We start from the raw sequence: 16004 nt of genomic DNA, 5'->3' as shown, positions 1-16004 counted from the left end.
GAAACCGGTGCTCATGCTGCCGTCATTGCGATAGAGTTCCCGCAAATCTGTGGTCAGGGAAGATCAATGGGCAACCCGGGCAAGAAAGACAAACCGCCGGCCAAGGTGAAGGACAAGGCGAAGAAGCCGCCGCCTCCGCCGGCCGATAGCGACGACGATTACGAAGACGGCGACATCGCCACCCCCAAGCGCGACCGCTACGGCACCGACGACGAGCCGCTATAGTGCCGCCGCGAAATCGTCGCGCTCGATCCGAGCGATGCTTTCGCGATCGAGCAGATGGGCGCCGAAACCGGAGCGTGCGAGGCGCTGTGCGGCCGACGGGCTGGCAAGCAGCAGGAGCGCGGTCGCCGACAGCGGCACCGCGCCGAGCCAGTCCAGCCGCACCGGCGTCAGCTCCTCGAAGGTGTTCTCGTAGGGACCACTTTCGGCCATCAGCCGGCCGCAGGCGCGCAGCAACTCCCGCCGCGAGCCGCCATGCGCGGCACAGCCGAGCAGCGCCTGCATCGCAAGGCGGGTCTTCACACCCGCGCGGCTTTCAGGCAGCGCATCCGGCGTTTCCCCGAGCGAGATCCCCAGCAGCGGCGTGATCAGATCGGTGCCGGCGAGATACGCGCTCATCGGCTCGACCACGCGCGGGTTGCAATCGATCAGGAGCGGCCTGGCCCCGGCTTCCGGCATGAGGTAGTCGACCGAGAGCCCGCCGTGCCAGGCGAGGTGCGCGCCGATTCTCGCAAGCATCGCGCGAGCGTGCGGCCGCGCGACGCTTTCCTTGATCGCTTCGCCGCCGCCTGCACCCGGGGCTAGCCGGCGAAAGGCGTGAAAGCCGACCAGCCTGCCGCGACAGAACACGCCCTGCGCCTTCTCCGTCGTGCCGGCGATGAAGTCCTGCACCAGCACGCCATCGGCGAGAGAGCCGCTTGCGTTCAATTCCCGCACGGCGCGATCGAGCTCGGACTGGTCTTGCACGAACCAGATGCCGCGGCTTGCGGTGCCGATGGCCGTTTTCAAAACGCAAGGAAGGCGCGCCGCCGCGCGCAAGGCGGCTTCCGACGCGACGATGCTGGTCTGGGGCTGCGGCAAAGCGAGTTCGTCGAGCAGGCGGCAAAATCCCGCCTTGCTCAGCGCGGTGCGATAACTGGCGAAATCCGGCAATGCGACGTGAACATCGGCGGGAATCCGGTCGCGGACCCGCGCGAACAAAAAACCCTGCTCATGGGTCGGCAGCAGCACGTCGAAACGGCCGCTCGCCAGCAATTTCAGGATAAAGCCGAGATAACCGGCCGGATCGTCCCGCAGCCCCGGGCAGTGATGGAATTTCCGCACAAAGGACGAGAACCGCGCCAGGCACCAGGGGCTGGGATCGCAGATTTCGACGTGATGGCCGGCAAGGCCGAGCACCGTGACCGCCTCCCGCGCCGAGGTGCTGGAACCTTCCGACAGGAGCACCCGCAGCCGCATCGAAATCCTTTGGCCGGAAATGACAATCGGACGAAAAGGCAAGTCGGTCCAGTAGTTTCACCGGGGCTGCCATGCAGCGGCATTCATGGACAAGTAACCGCCCTGCCCGATATTTTGGCAACCATCCTAGCCTCCTTTCAACAGCCTCGAACACCCCTGGGTTGAGCCGGAATAGCCAATGGTCGACATCCTCGCCGCGCCACAACAAGCGAAAACCGACAGCGCGCTGCGCACGCTGACCGGAATTTCGGTCGCGCACTGGCTCAGCCATTTCCACATGCTGGTGCTGCCGATGCTGTTTCCGTTCCTGAAGGAGCGGCTCGGCGTCGGCTATGTCGAGCTGGGCGTGGCGCTGACCGTGTTCGGCGTGGTGTCCGCCGTGATCCAGGCGCCGCTCGGCTATCTCGTCGACCATGCCGGCGCCCGCAAGATCCTGCTGCTTGGCCTCTGCATCGGCGGCATGGGCCTGATCCTGCTCGGCATCCACCTCAGCTATGCCAATTTGATCATCTGCGGCGTGCTGCTTGGCATCGCCAACGGCGTCTATCATCCGGCCGACTACGCCATTCTGTCGGCGCATACCGACGAGGCGCGGATGGGCCGCGCCTTCGGCATCCACACCTTTGCCGGCTATCTCGGCTTTGCCGTGGCGCCCGCCCTCGTCGCCGCGCTGGTCACCGTCGGCGGCGGCCAGGCCGCGCTGATCGCATGCGGGGCGCTGGGTCCGCTGATCGCGCTGCTCTTGATCGTTCTGGCCGTGCCGGACGCCCGCGCCCAGCGCGAGGATAGCGGCGAATACAAGAGCCAAGGCGGCGTCATCACGCCGGCGCTGATGGTGCTGACCGCCTTCTTCACGCTGCTCGGGCTTTCGACCGCAGGCATCAGCAATTTCGGCGTGGTGGCGCTGATGGGCGGCTATGGCGCGACATTCTCGATCGCCAACATGGCGCTGACGGCCTATCTCGGCGCCAGCGCCGTCGGCGTGCTGGTCGGCGGCTATCTGGCCGACCACACGCAGCGCCACGGCCAGGTTGCCGCGGTCTGCTTCGCCGCCAACGGCATCATCGTGGCCGTGGTCGCCTATGTGACGCTGCCCGCGATCACCCTGGTGGCGACGATGACGCTGGGCGGCTTCCTCAGCGGCATGATCGCGCCCTCGCGCGACATGCTGGTGCGCAACGCAGCGCCCGCGGATGCCGCCGGCCGCGCCTTCGGCATCGTCTCCACCGGCTTCAACTTCGCCGCGATGGCAAGCCCGCTGTTGTTCGGATGGATCATGGACCAGAACATGCCGCACTGGGTGTTCGGCCTGTCCGCCGCCTTCATGATCGTCACCGTGGTGCTGACGCCGTTCACCGAGCCGCGCAAGGCCAAAGCGCCGCAGCCCTAGATGTGGAGCCTCAACAGGTTGTTCCTGGTTAGGACGAGTCTGCTAATCGGTGGCATCGAGCCGATACTGCCATGAGGCCGGTGCCAGTTGTATCGGTGAAGCCATCTTGGCAGTTCGGCAGCCCGTTCTTTTGAGGTGTTGTAGGCGCGGGCATAGGCCCACTCACGCAGGCTGGTCTGAATGAAGCGCTCGGCCTTGCCGTTGGTTTTCGGCGTGTAGGGCCTGGTGCGGATGTGCTTGAGGCCGAGACGCTTGCAGGCTTTGCGGAAAGCAAAAGATTTGTAGCAGGAACCGTTGTCGGTCATCACCCGCTCGACCTTGACGCCCAGGCTCGCGTAGTAGGTGATCGCGGCCTTCAGGAAAGCCACGGCGCAGCCCTGCCGCTCGTTCTTCATGACCTTGCTGAAGGCGATCCGGGAAGCATCGTCGATGCAGACATGGACGTACTCCCAGCCGGGCCCTTCGCCGCGGGCCCGCAAGGCGCTCTGGCCGGTTCGGTCGCCGGTGATGCGATGGCCCACCCGGTTGAACTTGCCGAGCTTTTTGATGTCGATGTGGATCAACTCGCCCGGATGTTCGCGTTCATAGCGTCGCACCGGCTCCGTCGGTTCCAGGTCGCGCAATCGGTTCAATCCCAACCGCTGCAAGATGCGACTGACGGTCGCCGGAGAGATGCCGAGCTCGGCCGCGATCTGCTTGCCGGTGTGGCGCTGCCGGCGCAACGCCTCGACCGCAGCGCATGTGGCCGGCACGGTTTGGCTCGGCAATGAAAGGGGCCTTGAGGAGCGATCACGCAACCCAGCCACGCCCTCCGCGCGGAAACGATTGACCCACTTGGCAACCGTCTTCGCTGTAATGTTGAACTGGAACGCGGCTGCGGCCTTCGTAAGGCCTCCCTCCACCACACTGCGCACCATGGCCTCTCGACCTTTCGGCGTCAGAGGCGCATTCTTATGGACGTCCATTCGGCCCTCCGCAGGATCGGCTAAAGCTTCGACAACTTCAGCTTCCTCGCTCAGGACCGGATGGACAACCTCCTGAAAGCTCACACCTAGAGCATCGCTCTGATGAAATCAGAGCCGATGCTCTGGATTCTTGTTTTGACGCGCTTTCTTCACGTGAACCGGTGCCCGCTGCGCTCGAAAGCGCTCTGGCAAAGCGCCGCCGCACGCCCTCCGGTTGCGCGCGGCGAGCATCAGCCTTGCGCGGAAGGAGGGGCTTGATCCGACCGCGCTGAAAACGCTGCCGGTTTTGCCGCACATGGCGAACGCAGCGCACGCCTTCACACATCCGCGTCTTGACGCCCGCGGGAGGCGACGCGAGACTTTCGCCAAAATCAAGAGCTCGTCGACATCTGGTTGCAATTCCTTTTGCAATTCCCCCGGGGAGGAAGCCATGTCCAAACGCAGCAGCTCCGCGCGCGGTGGCGCGCCTGAAATTGGCCGTCGCAATTTTCTCAAAGGCGCCGGCATCGCGGGCGCAGCCGCGCTGGCAACGCCGGCATCCGCCAACACGACCTTGGCGCCTTCTCCCGAACCGCGTCCCAAGGCCGAAGTGCCCGGGCCAAAACTCGCGGCCGCCGATGCGATGCCGCCGCCGGCCGATCCGGTCTATCAGACCACGAGCGGCGGCGACTTCATGGTCGACGTGCTCAAGACGCTCGACATCGACTACCTCGCGATGAATTGCGCTTCCAGCTTCCGCGGCCTGCACGAGGCGATCGTCAATTACGGCGGCAACACCAAGCCCGAAATCCTCACCTGCCCGCACGAGGAGATCGCGGTGCATATGGGCCAGGGCTACGCCAAGATCGAAGGCAAGCCGCTCGCCATGATCTGCCACGGCGTGGTCGGGCTGCAGCATGCCAGCATGGCGATGTACAACGCCTGGTGCGATCGCGTGCCTGTCATCGTGATGGGCGGCAACATCATCGAGGCCAACAAGCGCGCCCCCGGCGCCGAGTGGCCGCATTCGGCGATCGACCCGGCGGCGCTGACCCGCGATTTCGTCAAGTGGGACGACCAGCCGACCTCGCTGCAGCATTTCGCGGAATCGGCGGTGCGCGCCTACAAGATTTCCGTCACCCCGCCGATGGCGCCGGTGATGCTGTCGCTCGACGCCGAGCTGCAGGAAAACCCGATCGAGAACCGCGACGCGCTGCGCATCCCGAAGCTGACCCGCGCGACGCCGCCGCAGGGTGACAGTGCCGCGCTGGCGCAACTCGCCAAGATGCTGGTGGAGGCGGAAAATCCCGTCATCCTCTGCGACCGCATGGCGCGCACGCCGGCCGGCATGCCGCGGCTGGTCGAGCTGGCCGAGACCCTGCAATGCGCCGTCATCGACAATTTCGGGCGGATGAATTTCCCCTCGCGCCACCCGCTGAACCAGTCGTTCCGCCGCTCGATCATCGCGTCGGCCGATGTGATCCTGGCGCTGGAGCTCAACGAATTGTGGGGCACGCTGGCCGAATTCCACGACCGCATCATGCGCACCTCCGAGCCGCGCTACAAGAACACCGCCAAGATCGTCACCCTCGGCACCCGCGGCCTCTACATGAAGGCGAACTACCAGGACCTCGGCCGCTACCAGGAAGTCGACCTCGACATCGCCGGCGACGCCGAGGCAAGCCTGCCGGCGCTGACCGAGCAGGTGAAGCGCCTCCTCGACGAGGGCCGCAAGAGCGCCTTCGAGGCGCGCGGCAAGAAGCTCGCCGCCGCCAAGAACGCGACGATCGAGCAGGCGCGGTCGGATGCGACGATCGGCTGGGATTCGAGCCCGATCACCTCGGCGCGGCTGTGCGCCGAGCTCTACAACCAGATCAAGGATGAGGACTGGTCGCTGGTCGGCACCTCGATCCGCCTCGCGTGGCCGCACCGGCTGTGGAATTTCGACAAGCCCTACCAGTGGAACGGCGGCTCCGGCGGCGGCGGCGTCGGCTACACGCTGCCGGCGTCGCTGGGCGCCGCGCTCGCCAACAAACGGCACGGCCGGCTGACGGTCGCGATCGGCGGCGACGGTGATTTCATGTTCGTGCCGGCGACGCTGTGGACGGCTGCGCACCACAAGATCCCGATGCTCTACATCGTGCACAACAACCGCGCCTATCACCAGGAATACATGTATCTGCAGGCGATGGCGGCGCGCCACGGCCGCGGCATCACCAGTGCCGACATCGGTACCACCATCAAGGACCCGTTCGTCGACTACGCGACCATCGCCAAGGGCTTTGGCGTCTATGGCGAAGGCCCGATCAGCAACCCGAACGATCTCGCGCCGGCGTTGAAGCGCGCCATCGCGATGGTCAAGAGCGGGCAGCCGGCGGTGCTCGACGTGGTGATGGATCAGCGCTGATGAAGGGGATGACGATGAAAAGCCGCACGGCATCCCGGACGCAGCCGCTGGGGGTCGCCCTGCTCGCGGCGATGGTGCTCGCGGCCTTCGGGCTCACCGCAGCACGCGCCGATGACACTCCGGCCGGCGATCCCGCCAACGGCAAGCGGGTCTACCTCGCCGACGGCTGCTTCGAATGCCACGGCCGCGCCGGACAGGGCGGCACGTTCAACTATCCGACGCCTTCGCTCGCGCAGATCGATCTGCCGGTGGAATCCTTCATCGCCTTCCTGCGCGAGGCGCCGAACGACATGCCGTCGTTCTCCGCCGACGTGCTCTCCGACAAGGACGCCGCCGACATCCACGCCTTCCTGCGCTCGCTGCCCGGCCGCAAGCCGGTCAAGGATTTTCCGATCCTGAATCAGTAGATGTCAGCGCGCTGGCGGCGCCGCGAGCAGCCGGCGCGTCACGAAGTCAAGGAAGGCGCGCAGCCGCGGCGCGGCGTGCTGGCCCTGCGGCCAGAGCAGCCAGAAAGCGCCTTCGCTCGCGCAAGCCGGCAGCACGGTGACGAGTTCGCCCGACTCAAGCGCGTCGCCGATCAGGAAGTCCGCCATCCAGGCGATACCGAGGCCGGCAATCGCGGCTGCGCGCACCGCCTCGATATTGGTGCAGACCATGCGCGACGGCGCACGATCGAGATCGGCGGCGGCGCCATCGGCCAGCCGCCAGGCCTGCAGCACCTGCGTGCCGGGATGACGAAAGCGAATGAGCTGGTGCGTGGCGAGGGCGGCGGCGTCACCGGGTTCACCATACCACGCCAGATAGTCGGGCGAGGCGCACAGCCCGAAACGGAACGTGCCGAGCTTGCGCGACATCAGCGACGAATCGGGCAGCACGCCGCTGCGGATGGCGACATCAAAACCTTCCGCCACCACATCCTTGATCCGGTCGTCGAGATCGAGATCGAGCCGGATATGCGGGAACGCGTGCGCGAAGTCCGCCAGATGCGGGGCAAGCAACCGATAGCCGGCCGCCGGGAGACTGACGCGCAGCCAGCCTTGCGGCTCCGCCGCCGATTGCGACAGCAGCGCCTGCGTCTCGCGCCAGTCGTCCTGCCAGCGGCGGGCCCGCGCCAGCAGCAGTTCACCCTCCGCCGTCAGGCTGACCCGCCTTGTGGTGCGGTTGAACAGGCGCACGCGAAGCCGCGCCTCCAGCGCGCCGATCGCCTTGCCGGTCGCGGACGGCGATAGCCCAAGGCGTCGCGCCGCCTCGGCAAAGCTCAGGGTCTCGGCCACGGCGATGAATATTTCCAGTGAGCGAAGACCCTCCATCGCGCCAGATTAGCGAAATTTAGTCGTCAATGTCACGCCTTTTGGCATCATGATGCTGGATTACGGACAATCTATCCTTCGGTCACCCCGGAAACCCGAAGGAAATCCAGTCATGACCGCGAGCACACCGCCGGACCGGCCAGCCAGCTTCATCCACCACGTCCATAATCCCGAGGATCTGGTCGCCCTGCCCCGGACCTCATGGATCATCGTCAGCGGCATGCGCTCAGGCCAACGTCCGGGCCGGCTCTTCGTCGTGGATGGCGAAAGGCAGGACGAGGCGAGCGAGCTGCGCTGGGAGGCTGCCGCCGAAGCCGGACGCGTAAGCCGCGACGTCTTCGACCCACATGGCATCGCCGCGCGACGGCTTGCTCCCGGGCGGTTTGAGCTGCTTGTGGTGGACCATGGCGGCGGCGAAGCGATTGCCCGCCTGGTGATCGAAATGCGTGACGATGGTCCGGTGATCGCAAGCGGCGACCGGATCGTGCAGCCGCCGCGGACCTCGGCCAACGCGGTGGCCTATCTGCCCGATGCAGGCTTCGTCATGACCAGCATGTTCGACCCCACCGACTCCGCCTTCGTGGAAAAATTCGCGCAAGCGGAAAAGACGGGGCAGGTCTGGCGCTGGTCGACGTCAACAGGCTGGAGCCGCTTCGGCGCGCTGCAACTCTCCGGCGCCAACGGCATCGCCGCGTCGGCCGATGGCGCATCGGTGATCGTATGCGAGTGGGCCGCACGGCGGGTCTGGCGGCTCGGCGCCGACGGCGCGCCAGTCGCAAGTGCGGAGACCGACTTCCTGCCGGACAATCTGCGCTGGACGGCCGACGGGCACCTGCTGCTGGCCGGTCAGCGCGCCCGCCCCGAGGCGCTGTTCGGTTGCGTCGCTCGCGGCGAGCGCTGCCCGCTCGCCTTCAAGGTGGCGCGGCTCGATCCAGATAGTCTCGACATCACGCCGCTAATCGAGACAGACGAGCATGCGGCGGCAGAATCAGGCTTCGGCGGCGCCACCGGCGCGCTTGAAGTCGGCGAGGCCATCTGGGTCGGAAGCTTCACGGGGACGCGGATCGGCGTGTTCGCTCGCTGACGTCACGAGCGGGACAGGCGCGCCGGTACCGGCGCGTCCGTTGCGGATGCAGGCCGCGATCAGGCGAATTTCGGCCGCGTCTCCTCCTGCCCGGTCAGGCGCGCGCGCTCGGTGTTGGGCCAGAGCAGGAGCAGGCCGAGCAGGCCTGAGACGACCAGGATCACGGCATTGATGGTGAAGCCCATCATGTAACCGTCGAGTGTCGTGGTCGCGCGCTGGATGACGCTGCCCATCACCGACGGGGCGATCATGCCGGCGAGCGTATAGATCGCGCCATAGATTGCGAGCACGGCGCCGCGCTGCGACACCGGCGTGAACTCTCCGAGCATCGGCGGGCAGACCACGTAGATCGATCCGCACAGCCCGCTGCCGAGCACGAGGAGCGCGATCTGCAGACCCGAGCCCTCGACATGCGGAAGCATGGCGATGATCAGGCCGCCGAGGATGAGCGGGGCCGCGCCCAGCACGCCGCGCGCGCCGCGGGTCGACACGCCGCGCGCCATCAGCAGCTGCGAGAACCAGCCGGTGAAGATCACGACCGTGGCGCCGAACACCCAGGGCATGATCGAGACCCAGCCGGCCTGTTGCTGCGAGAAGCCAAGCCCCTTGACGATGAACGGCGTGAACCAGGTCAGGCCCAGCGACAGCGCCCAATAGGCGCCGAAGGTCGCCGCGCAGCAGCCGACGAAGGTACGCGAGGTCAGAAGCTGGAAATAGGGAATCCGCACCTCGTTGGCGGCGGCCGCATGGCTCATCGTCAGCGGCCCTTCCTTGCCGAGCACGAACCAGGCCACGACCCAGAGCAGGCCGACCACGCCGAGCGCGCCGAAGGCATAGTGCCAGCTATGATTGACGATCACCCAGTTCAGCGCCGGCACCGCGATGATCACCCCGAAGGCCGAGCCCTGCGACAGGATCGCGGTGGGCAGCGTCCGCTTCTCGTCGGGAAACCATTTGTAGATCGAATGCGCCGCTACCGAGAAGGCCGGTCCCTCGCCGGCGCCGAGGATGATGCGGCAGATCAGGAGCGTGGTGAAGCCGACCGTGCCCACCATCGGAAACTGCGCCAGCGCCCAGATCAGCGCGAGCACCAGCAGCACCCAGCGGGTCTCGACGCGGTTGACGATGAAGCCGACCACGATCGCTGCGATCGAGAACAGGAAGAAGAACGAGGAGCCGAGCAGGCCGAACTGCTCCGGCTCCAGCTTGAGCTCGGTCATGATCGGCACGCCGGCAAGCCCGACCACGATCTTGTCGGCGAAGTTCACCAGCATGAACAGGAACAGGAGAAACGTGATTCTCCAGGCGCCCTTCGGCGTCGCTTGCGCGGTCATCGTGTTTCCCCCGTTTCGTCTTGTGCCGTCTTCCGGTCCCGCCAGACCGGCTTGGTGCGATGCTAGCCATGGGATTACAGCCAGCGCAACTGGGCATTTTGGACCAGACCAGTACGGCGCAACCTCCCGGTGCCGAAAAACCGGCCCCTGACGATGTTTTGAAGGCAGCGTACGACCCCGAAGGGCTTCGCAGGCCGCTGGCCGGCAAGTAATAAGGTGCCGTGCTGAGCGTTCGCAACCTGACCAAGACCTATCGCACGGCCGGCGAAGACGTCGCCGTGCTGCGCGGCGTCAATCTCGATCTCGCCGCCGGCGAGCGCGTCGCGCTGTCGGGCGAATCCGGCAGCGGCAAGAGCACGCTGCTGCATCTCATCGCCGGCCTCGATTCACCTGACGGCGGGGAGATCAGGATCGGCGACGATGCGGTCTCCGCATTGTCCGACGCCGGCCGTGCGGCGCTGCGGCGCGACCGGCTCGGCCTGGTCTTCCAGCAATTCAATCTGGTGCCGAGCCTTTCGGTCGAGGACAATCTGGCGCTGCAGTCGCGCATCGCCGGCCGTCATGACGCGGCCTGGCACGGCGAGCTCGTCGAGCGGCTCGGCCTTGCGCGCCTCCTGAAGCGTTATCCCGAGCAATTGTCGGGCGGCCAGCAGCAGCGAGTCGCGATCGGCCGGGCGCTGGCGGTCAAGCCCGTGCTGCTGCTCGCCGACGAGCCGACCGGCAACCTCGACGAGGCGACCGCCGACGAGGTGCTGGCGCTGACGCGCGACCTGGTGGCGCGCAGCGGCTGCGGCTTCCTGATGGTGACCCACAGCGCGCGGCTGGCCGCGACGCTGGACCGCCGGGTCACGCTGCATGCCGGGGTGGTGGCGTGATGCGCGCCATCTGGATTCTCGCGGTGCTGCTCAGCCACTGGCGCCGGCATCCGATGCAGCTCGCCACGCTCGTGATCGGGCTGATCGCGGCGACCGCGCTGTGGAGCGGCGTGCAGGCGTTGAACCAGCAGGCCCGCCTTTCCTATGAGCGCGCCGCGGCGACGTTCGGCGGCGCGCGCACGGCGATGCTGGCGCCGACGAGCGGCGCCACCGTCCCGCAACAGCTGTTCGTCGACCTGCGCCGCGCCGGCTGGCCGGTCTCCCCGGTCGTGGAAGGACGTGTGCAGATCAACGGCCGTGCCTTCCGCCTGCTCGGGATCGAGCCGGTGACGCTGCCAGGCGAGGTCGGCGATGCGCCGACCGTCGGGCGTGAGGGGCTGCAGGCCTTCATCATCCCGCCGGGACAGACGCTGCTCGCGCCGGAAACGCTGGCGGATCTGCAGCTCAACGAGGGCGCGACGCCAGCGATCGCGAGCGGCGCGCGGCTGCCGCCTCTGCATGTCCAGCCACAGCTCGTGCCCGGCGTGCTGGTGGTCGACATCGGAATTGCGCAAAAACTCCTGAACCGCCCCGACCAGATCTCGCGGCTGCTGATCGGCAGGGCGAAAGCGCCACACGCCGCGCTGGAACGCATTGCGGGCGACCGGCTGCGCCTGGTCGAGCCGGATGCCGCGACCGATCTCGAGCGGCTGACCGACAGCTTCCACCTCAACCTCACCGCCTTCGGCCTGTTGTCGTTCTTCGTCGGGCTGTTCATCGTCAATTCCGCGATCGGGCTCGCCTATGAGCAGCGGCTGCCGATCCTGCGCACGTTGCGCGCCTGCGGCGTGTCGGCACGCCTCCTCAACGCCGTGCTGGTGCTCGAACTCGTTTCCGTCGCGCTCGCCGCCGGCCTTGTCGGCCTCATCTGCGGCTACCTGATCGCAGCGGCGCTGTTGCCCGACGTCGCCGCCTCCCTGCGCGGGCTCTATGGCGCAGAGGTGCCCGGCGAATTGACGCTGAAGCCCGCCTGGTGGCTTGCCGGGATCGCGATCAGCGTCCTGGGCGCGCTTGCCGCCGCCGCGACCTCGCTTGCGAAGGCGATCCGCATGCCGGTGCTCGCGACCGCGCAGCCGCAGGCCTGGCACCAGGCGCAGCGCCGCTGGCTGGTGCTGCAGAGCGCAAGTGCGCTGATCGTGTTCGCGGTGGCGGGCGGGCTGCTCGCCTTTGGCGATTCGCTGCTCGCCGGCTTTGCGCTGCTGGCGGCGTTCCTGCTCGGCGCCGCGCTGATCCTGCCCGCGATCCTCGAGCTGCTGCTCGGCTTCGGCCAGCGCCACGCGCGGCGCCCGCTCACGTCATGGTTCTGGGCCGATAGCCGCCAGCAGCTCTCCGGCCTGTCGCTGGCGCTGATGGCGCTACTGCTCGCGCTCGCGGTCAATGTCGGCGTCGGCACCATGGTGGAGACCTTCAGCCGCACCTTTGCGGTCTGGCTCGATGGCCGGCTTGCCGCCGACGTCTATGTCAGCGCGGCCGACAACGCCCAGGCGGGCGCGATCAAGGCCTGGCTCGCCGACCGACCCGAGGTGCGCGCGATCCTGCCCGGCGCGCGCGCCGAGACGCAAGCAGACGGCGCGCCGGTCGAGCTGCTCGGACTGCCCGATCACGCGACCTATCGCGACAACTGGCCGCTGCTGGAGACGGCGCCCAACGCGTGGGTTCGCCTGCGTCCGGGTGACGCCGCCTTTGTCAGCGAGCAACTGGCGCGGCGCATGAGGCTCGCGCTCGGCGACCGCATCGCGCTGCCGACGCCGGCCGGCGACTGGCCGCTGCAGGTGATCGGCATCTATGCCGATTACGGCAATCCCAAGGGACAGGTGACCGTCAATGTCGGTGCCCTGATCCGCCATTTCCCCGCCACGCCGCAAACCCGGCTCGGCTTGCGGGTCTGGCCGGCCGCGATTCCCGCGCTGATCGCCGACCTGCAGCAGAAGTTCGCGCTCGACGACCGCAGCGTCACCGACCAGCTCACCGTAAAGGCGGAATCGATGCGGATCTTCAACCGCACCTTTGCGGTGACGGCCGCACTCAACACCTTCACGCTCGCGGTTGCCGGCATTGCGCTGTTGACCAGCCTGTTGACGCTCGCCAGCTCGCGCCTGCCGCAGCTTGCGCCGCTCTGGGCAATCGGCATCACGCGGCGTCACCTCGCGGCGATCGAGCTGGCAAAGACCCTGTCGGCCGCGCTGATCACATCGCTGTTCGCGCTGCCGCTCGGGCTCGCCGTCGCCTGGTGCCTGATCGCGATCGTCAACGTGAAGGCGTTCGGCTGGCGGCTGCCGTTCGATGTCTTCCCGCTGCAGCTTGCTAGGCTGCTTGGGGTCGCGATGCTCGCCGCGCTCGTCGCCGCGCTGCTGCCGATGATCAGGCTGGCGCGGATGCAACCCGCCGATCTTGCGAAGGTGTTCGCCAATGAGCGCTGAAGCGACGATATCCCGCCGCGGCTTTGCCGGCGGCCTCGCGCTGCTCGCGCTGACACGCAGGGCCGGCGCCCAGGGCTTTGCCGGGCTCGACCAGAGCGCAAGCGGATTTGCGCCGGTCGTTCCCGGCAGGAGCTTTTCCTTTCCGGCCGATCACGGACCGCATCCCGATTTCCGCATCGAGTGGTGGTACATCACCGCCAATCTCACCGACGCCAGCGGCGCGTCCTTCGGCGTGCAGTGGACGCTGTTTCGCCAGGCGATGCAGCCGGGCGGCGCGACCGAAGGCTGGGCCAATCAGCAGGTCTGGATGGGGCACATCGCCGCCACCTCGGCGACCACGCACCGTTTCGGCGAGACGTTCGCCCGCGGCGGCATCGGCCAGGCCGGCGTGACCGCAAAGCCCTTTGCGGCGTGGATCGATGCGTGGGCCCTGCGCGGCTCGGAGGCAACCGACGACCTGACGCTCGCGCCGCTGGCTCTGGAGGCCACGAGCCGCGATTTCTCCTACGTGCTGCGCCTCATCGCGGACCAGAAGCTGGTGCTGCAGGGCGACGCCGGCTACAGCCGGAAATCCGAACGCGAGCAGGCGTCCTACTACTACAGCCAGCCCTTCTTCGACGTGGCGGGCCGTCTCACCTTCGATGACCGTCCGGTCGAGGTGACTGGGAAGGCCTGGATGGACCGCGAATGGAGCAGCCAGCCGCTCGCCTCCGACCAGACCGGTTGGGACTGGTTCGCGCTGCACCTTACCTCGGGCGAGAAGCTGATGCTGTACCGGATGCGCCAGCGCGATGGCCATCATTACGCTTCCGGCAACTGGATCCGGCCCGACGGCTCTACGCGGCTGCTTGCGCCATCGGACATCACGATGACGCCGGGCGCGCCGGCGAGGGTCGCCGACCGCACGCTGCCGGTTGCCTGGCGTGTCGAGATTCCCGCCCTCGCGCTATCGGTCGACTGCGTGGCGCTCAATCCAAAGAGCTGGATGGGCACCGCATATTCCTATTGGGAAGGACCGATTCATTTTTCGGGCAGCCACACCGGCGTGGGCTATCTGGAGATGACCGGCTATTGACCGACGACAGTCTGCAACGAGGGGAAAATTCGCAATGTATCACTTCACCGCGCTCGTCACCCTGCTGACGGGTCTCTATTGTTTGGCAACCGGCATCATGGTGGCCCGCGCGCGGCGGCGATACGGCATCAAGGCGCCGGCGATCGTGGGCAATCCGGACTTCGAGCGCGTGTACCGCGTGCAGATCAACGCGCTGGAATGGCTGCCGATCTTCCTGCCGGCGCTGTGGCTGTTCGCGATCTATGTCGGCGACGCCGTTGCGGGAGGCCTCGGCCTCGTCTGGATCATCGGCCGCGTCATCTACATGATCGGCTATATGCAGGCAGCCGCGCGCCGCAGCCCGGGCTTCGCGATCCAGGCGCTGTCATCGATCGCGCTGTGGATCGGCGCGCTCGGCGCCGTCGTGTGGCGGATCGTGCAGGGGTAGGATGCCGTCGCCCCGGCTTTAACCGGGGCGACGCTGCGCTCACTTCGTCAGCGGGCAGCCGCTGTCCTTGGCCGAGGGGAACGCCTTGTCGCCCGGCACGGTCGCGAGCAGCTTGTAGTAGTCCCACTCCTTCTTGGACTCCGAAGGCTTCTTGACCTCGAACAGATACATGTCGTGGACCATGCGACCGTTCTCCTGCACCTTGCCTTGTGCAAAGGCGTCGTCCACCGGAAGCTCCTTCAGCTTCTTGGCGACCGCATCCGAATCCTTGGTGCCGGCGGCCTTCACAGCCTTCAGGTAGCTCAGCGTCGACGAATAGGTGCCGGCATGGATCATGCTCGGCATCCGCCCGGTGCGCTTCAGGAAGCGCTCGCCGAAGGCGCGCGCCTTGTCGTTGAGGTCCCAGTAGAAGCCTTCGGTGAGCACGAGACCCTGCGCCGCCTGCAGGCCGAGGCCGTGCACCTCCGCGAGCGTCATGAGAAGGCCGGCGAGCTTCTGGCCGCCGGACACGATGCCGAATTCGGCGGCCTGCTTGATGGAGTTCGTGGTGTCGAGGCCCGCGTTGGCGAGGCCGACGATCTTGGCCTTCGAGCTCTGCGCCTGCAGCAGGAACGAGGAGAAGTCCGACGAGTTCAGGGGAATGCGGACCGAGCCGACCACCTTGCCGCCATTGGCGGTGACGATTTCGGTGGTGTCCTTTTCCAGCGCATAGCCGAAGGCGTAATCCGCGGTGAGGAAGAACCAGGTGTCGCCGCCGGCTCTGGTCAGCGCGCCGCCGGTGCCGACCGCCAGCGCATGAGTGTCATAGGCCCAGTGGAAGCCATAGGGCGTGCAGGCATCGCCGGTCAGTCGCGAGGTCGCGGCGCCCACCACGATGTCGATCTTCTTCTTTTCCTTGGAAAGATCCTGGACCGCGAGCGCAACGGACGACGTCGTCAGCTCGGTGATCATGTCGACGCCCTCGACGTCATACCAGCGGCGCGCGATCGAGGTCGCCAGATCGGGCTTGTTCTGATGGTCGGCGGTGACGATCTCGATCTTGTGGCCGAGCACCTCGCCGCCGAAATCCTCGACCGCCATCCTGGCGGCCTCGAGCGAATATTTGCCGCCGTAGTCGGCATAGACGCCCGACTGATCGTTCAGAATGCCGATCTTGACGCCCTGCGCCGACGCAGGCAGCGCCGAGAAGAGACCGCCCGCGGCGACCAGCGCCAGCCAACCCTTTTTCATTGATGCCT

Annotated in this window: 14 protein-coding genes; 9 read left to right on the top strand and 5 right to left on the bottom strand. The window is 66.9% G+C overall.

Going from position 1 to position 16004, the window contains the following annotated elements:
• Positions 1-66: 66 nt before the first annotated feature.
• Positions 67-225, top strand: a complete 159-nt coding sequence (locus tag QOU61_RS03460; protein WP_289656743.1) for a hypothetical protein — start codon at positions 67-69, stop codon at positions 223-225.
• Here the strand turns inward: QOU61_RS03460 and QOU61_RS03455 are convergent.
• Positions 220-1461 carry an ATP-grasp domain-containing protein gene (locus QOU61_RS03455; protein ID WP_289656742.1) on the bottom strand — a complete coding sequence of 414 codons (1242 nt, stop codon included), beginning with the start codon at positions 1459-1461 and terminating at the stop codon, positions 220-222. The two genes, QOU61_RS03460 and QOU61_RS03455, sit on opposite strands and share 6 nt — an antisense overlap.
• Positions 1462-1639: 178 nt before the next feature.
• On the opposite strand from QOU61_RS03455, the gene QOU61_RS03450 reads away from it, so the two are divergent.
• On the top strand, positions 1640-2851 hold the full coding sequence (locus tag QOU61_RS03450) for an MFS transporter (RefSeq protein WP_289656741.1): 1212 nt from the start codon (positions 1640-1642) through the stop codon (positions 2849-2851).
• Here QOU61_RS03450 and QOU61_RS03445 read toward each other — a convergent pair.
• Positions 2848-3816, bottom strand: coding sequence for an IS481 family transposase (locus tag QOU61_RS03445; RefSeq protein ID WP_289655581.1), 969 nt, complete (start codon positions 3814-3816; stop codon positions 2848-2850). The two genes, QOU61_RS03450 and QOU61_RS03445, sit on opposite strands and share 4 nt — an antisense overlap.
• A 430-nt stretch (positions 3817-4246) precedes the next feature.
• On the opposite strand from QOU61_RS03445, the gene QOU61_RS03440 reads away from it, so the two are divergent.
• Complete coding sequence (locus QOU61_RS03440) at positions 4247-6202, top strand: thiamine pyrophosphate-binding protein (RefSeq protein ID WP_289656740.1); 1956 nt, start codon at positions 4247-4249, stop codon at positions 6200-6202.
• A 14-nt stretch (positions 6203-6216) separates the two neighbouring features.
• Positions 6217-6609, top strand: a complete 393-nt coding sequence (locus QOU61_RS03435) for a c-type cytochrome (protein WP_289656739.1) — start codon at positions 6217-6219, stop codon at positions 6607-6609.
• A gap of 3 nt (positions 6610-6612) precedes the next feature.
• Here QOU61_RS03435 and QOU61_RS03430 read toward each other — a convergent pair whose 3' ends face one another.
• Positions 6613-7476, bottom strand: a complete 864-nt coding sequence (locus QOU61_RS03430) for a LysR family transcriptional regulator (RefSeq protein ID WP_289656738.1) — start codon at positions 7474-7476, stop codon at positions 6613-6615.
• A 148-nt stretch (positions 7477-7624) separates the two neighbouring features.
• On the opposite strand from QOU61_RS03430, the gene QOU61_RS03425 reads away from it, so the two are divergent.
• Positions 7625-8596, top strand: a complete 972-nt coding sequence (locus tag QOU61_RS03425) for an SMP-30/gluconolactonase/LRE family protein (protein WP_289656737.1) — start codon at positions 7625-7627, stop codon at positions 8594-8596.
• Positions 8597-8655: 59 nt separating this feature from the next.
• Here QOU61_RS03425 and QOU61_RS03420 read toward each other — a convergent pair whose 3' ends face one another.
• The gene (locus QOU61_RS03420) at positions 8656-9930 is read right to left on the bottom strand and encodes an MFS transporter (protein WP_289656736.1); all 1275 of its coding nucleotides are present in this window, start codon (positions 9928-9930) and stop codon (positions 8656-8658) included.
• A gap of 221 nt (positions 9931-10151) precedes the next feature.
• Here QOU61_RS03420 and QOU61_RS03415 point away from each other — a divergent pair, with 221 nt between their 5' ends.
• Genes QOU61_RS03415 through QOU61_RS03400 form a run of 4 tightly spaced genes read left to right on the top strand, consistent with a single transcriptional unit; the run spans position 10152 to position 14766 of the window.
• A complete protein-coding gene (locus QOU61_RS03415) occupies positions 10152-10805 on the top strand; it encodes an ABC transporter ATP-binding protein (RefSeq protein ID WP_289656735.1) in 654 nt (217 codons plus the stop codon).
• Positions 10802-13264, top strand: coding sequence for an ABC transporter permease (locus QOU61_RS03410; RefSeq protein WP_289656734.1), 2463 nt, complete (start codon positions 10802-10804; stop codon positions 13262-13264). Before QOU61_RS03415 ends, QOU61_RS03410 begins: the two co-directional genes overlap by 4 nt.
• The gene (locus QOU61_RS03405) at positions 13254-14339 is read left to right on the top strand and encodes a lipocalin-like domain-containing protein (RefSeq protein ID WP_289656733.1); all 1086 of its coding nucleotides are present in this window, start codon (positions 13254-13256) and stop codon (positions 14337-14339) included. The genes QOU61_RS03410 and QOU61_RS03405 overlap by 11 nt, the downstream gene beginning before the upstream one ends.
• A gap of 34 nt (positions 14340-14373) precedes the next feature.
• Entirely contained in the window at positions 14374-14766 is a 393-nt protein-coding gene (locus QOU61_RS03400) for an MAPEG family protein (RefSeq protein WP_289656732.1), read from the top strand.
• A gap of 39 nt (positions 14767-14805) precedes the next feature.
• Here QOU61_RS03400 and QOU61_RS03395 read toward each other — a convergent pair whose 3' ends face one another.
• Positions 14806-15996, bottom strand: a complete 1191-nt coding sequence (locus QOU61_RS03395; RefSeq protein ID WP_289656731.1) for an ABC transporter substrate-binding protein — start codon at positions 15994-15996, stop codon at positions 14806-14808.
• Positions 15997-16004 lie beyond the last annotated feature (8 nt).

This window comes from Bradyrhizobium sp. NP1 (genome assembly GCF_030378205.1).
Classification (GTDB): domain Bacteria; phylum Pseudomonadota; class Alphaproteobacteria; order Rhizobiales; family Xanthobacteraceae; genus Bradyrhizobium.
Note: the sequence above shows the minus strand (reverse complement) of the source record. Positions and strands in the feature narration are given on the sequence as shown.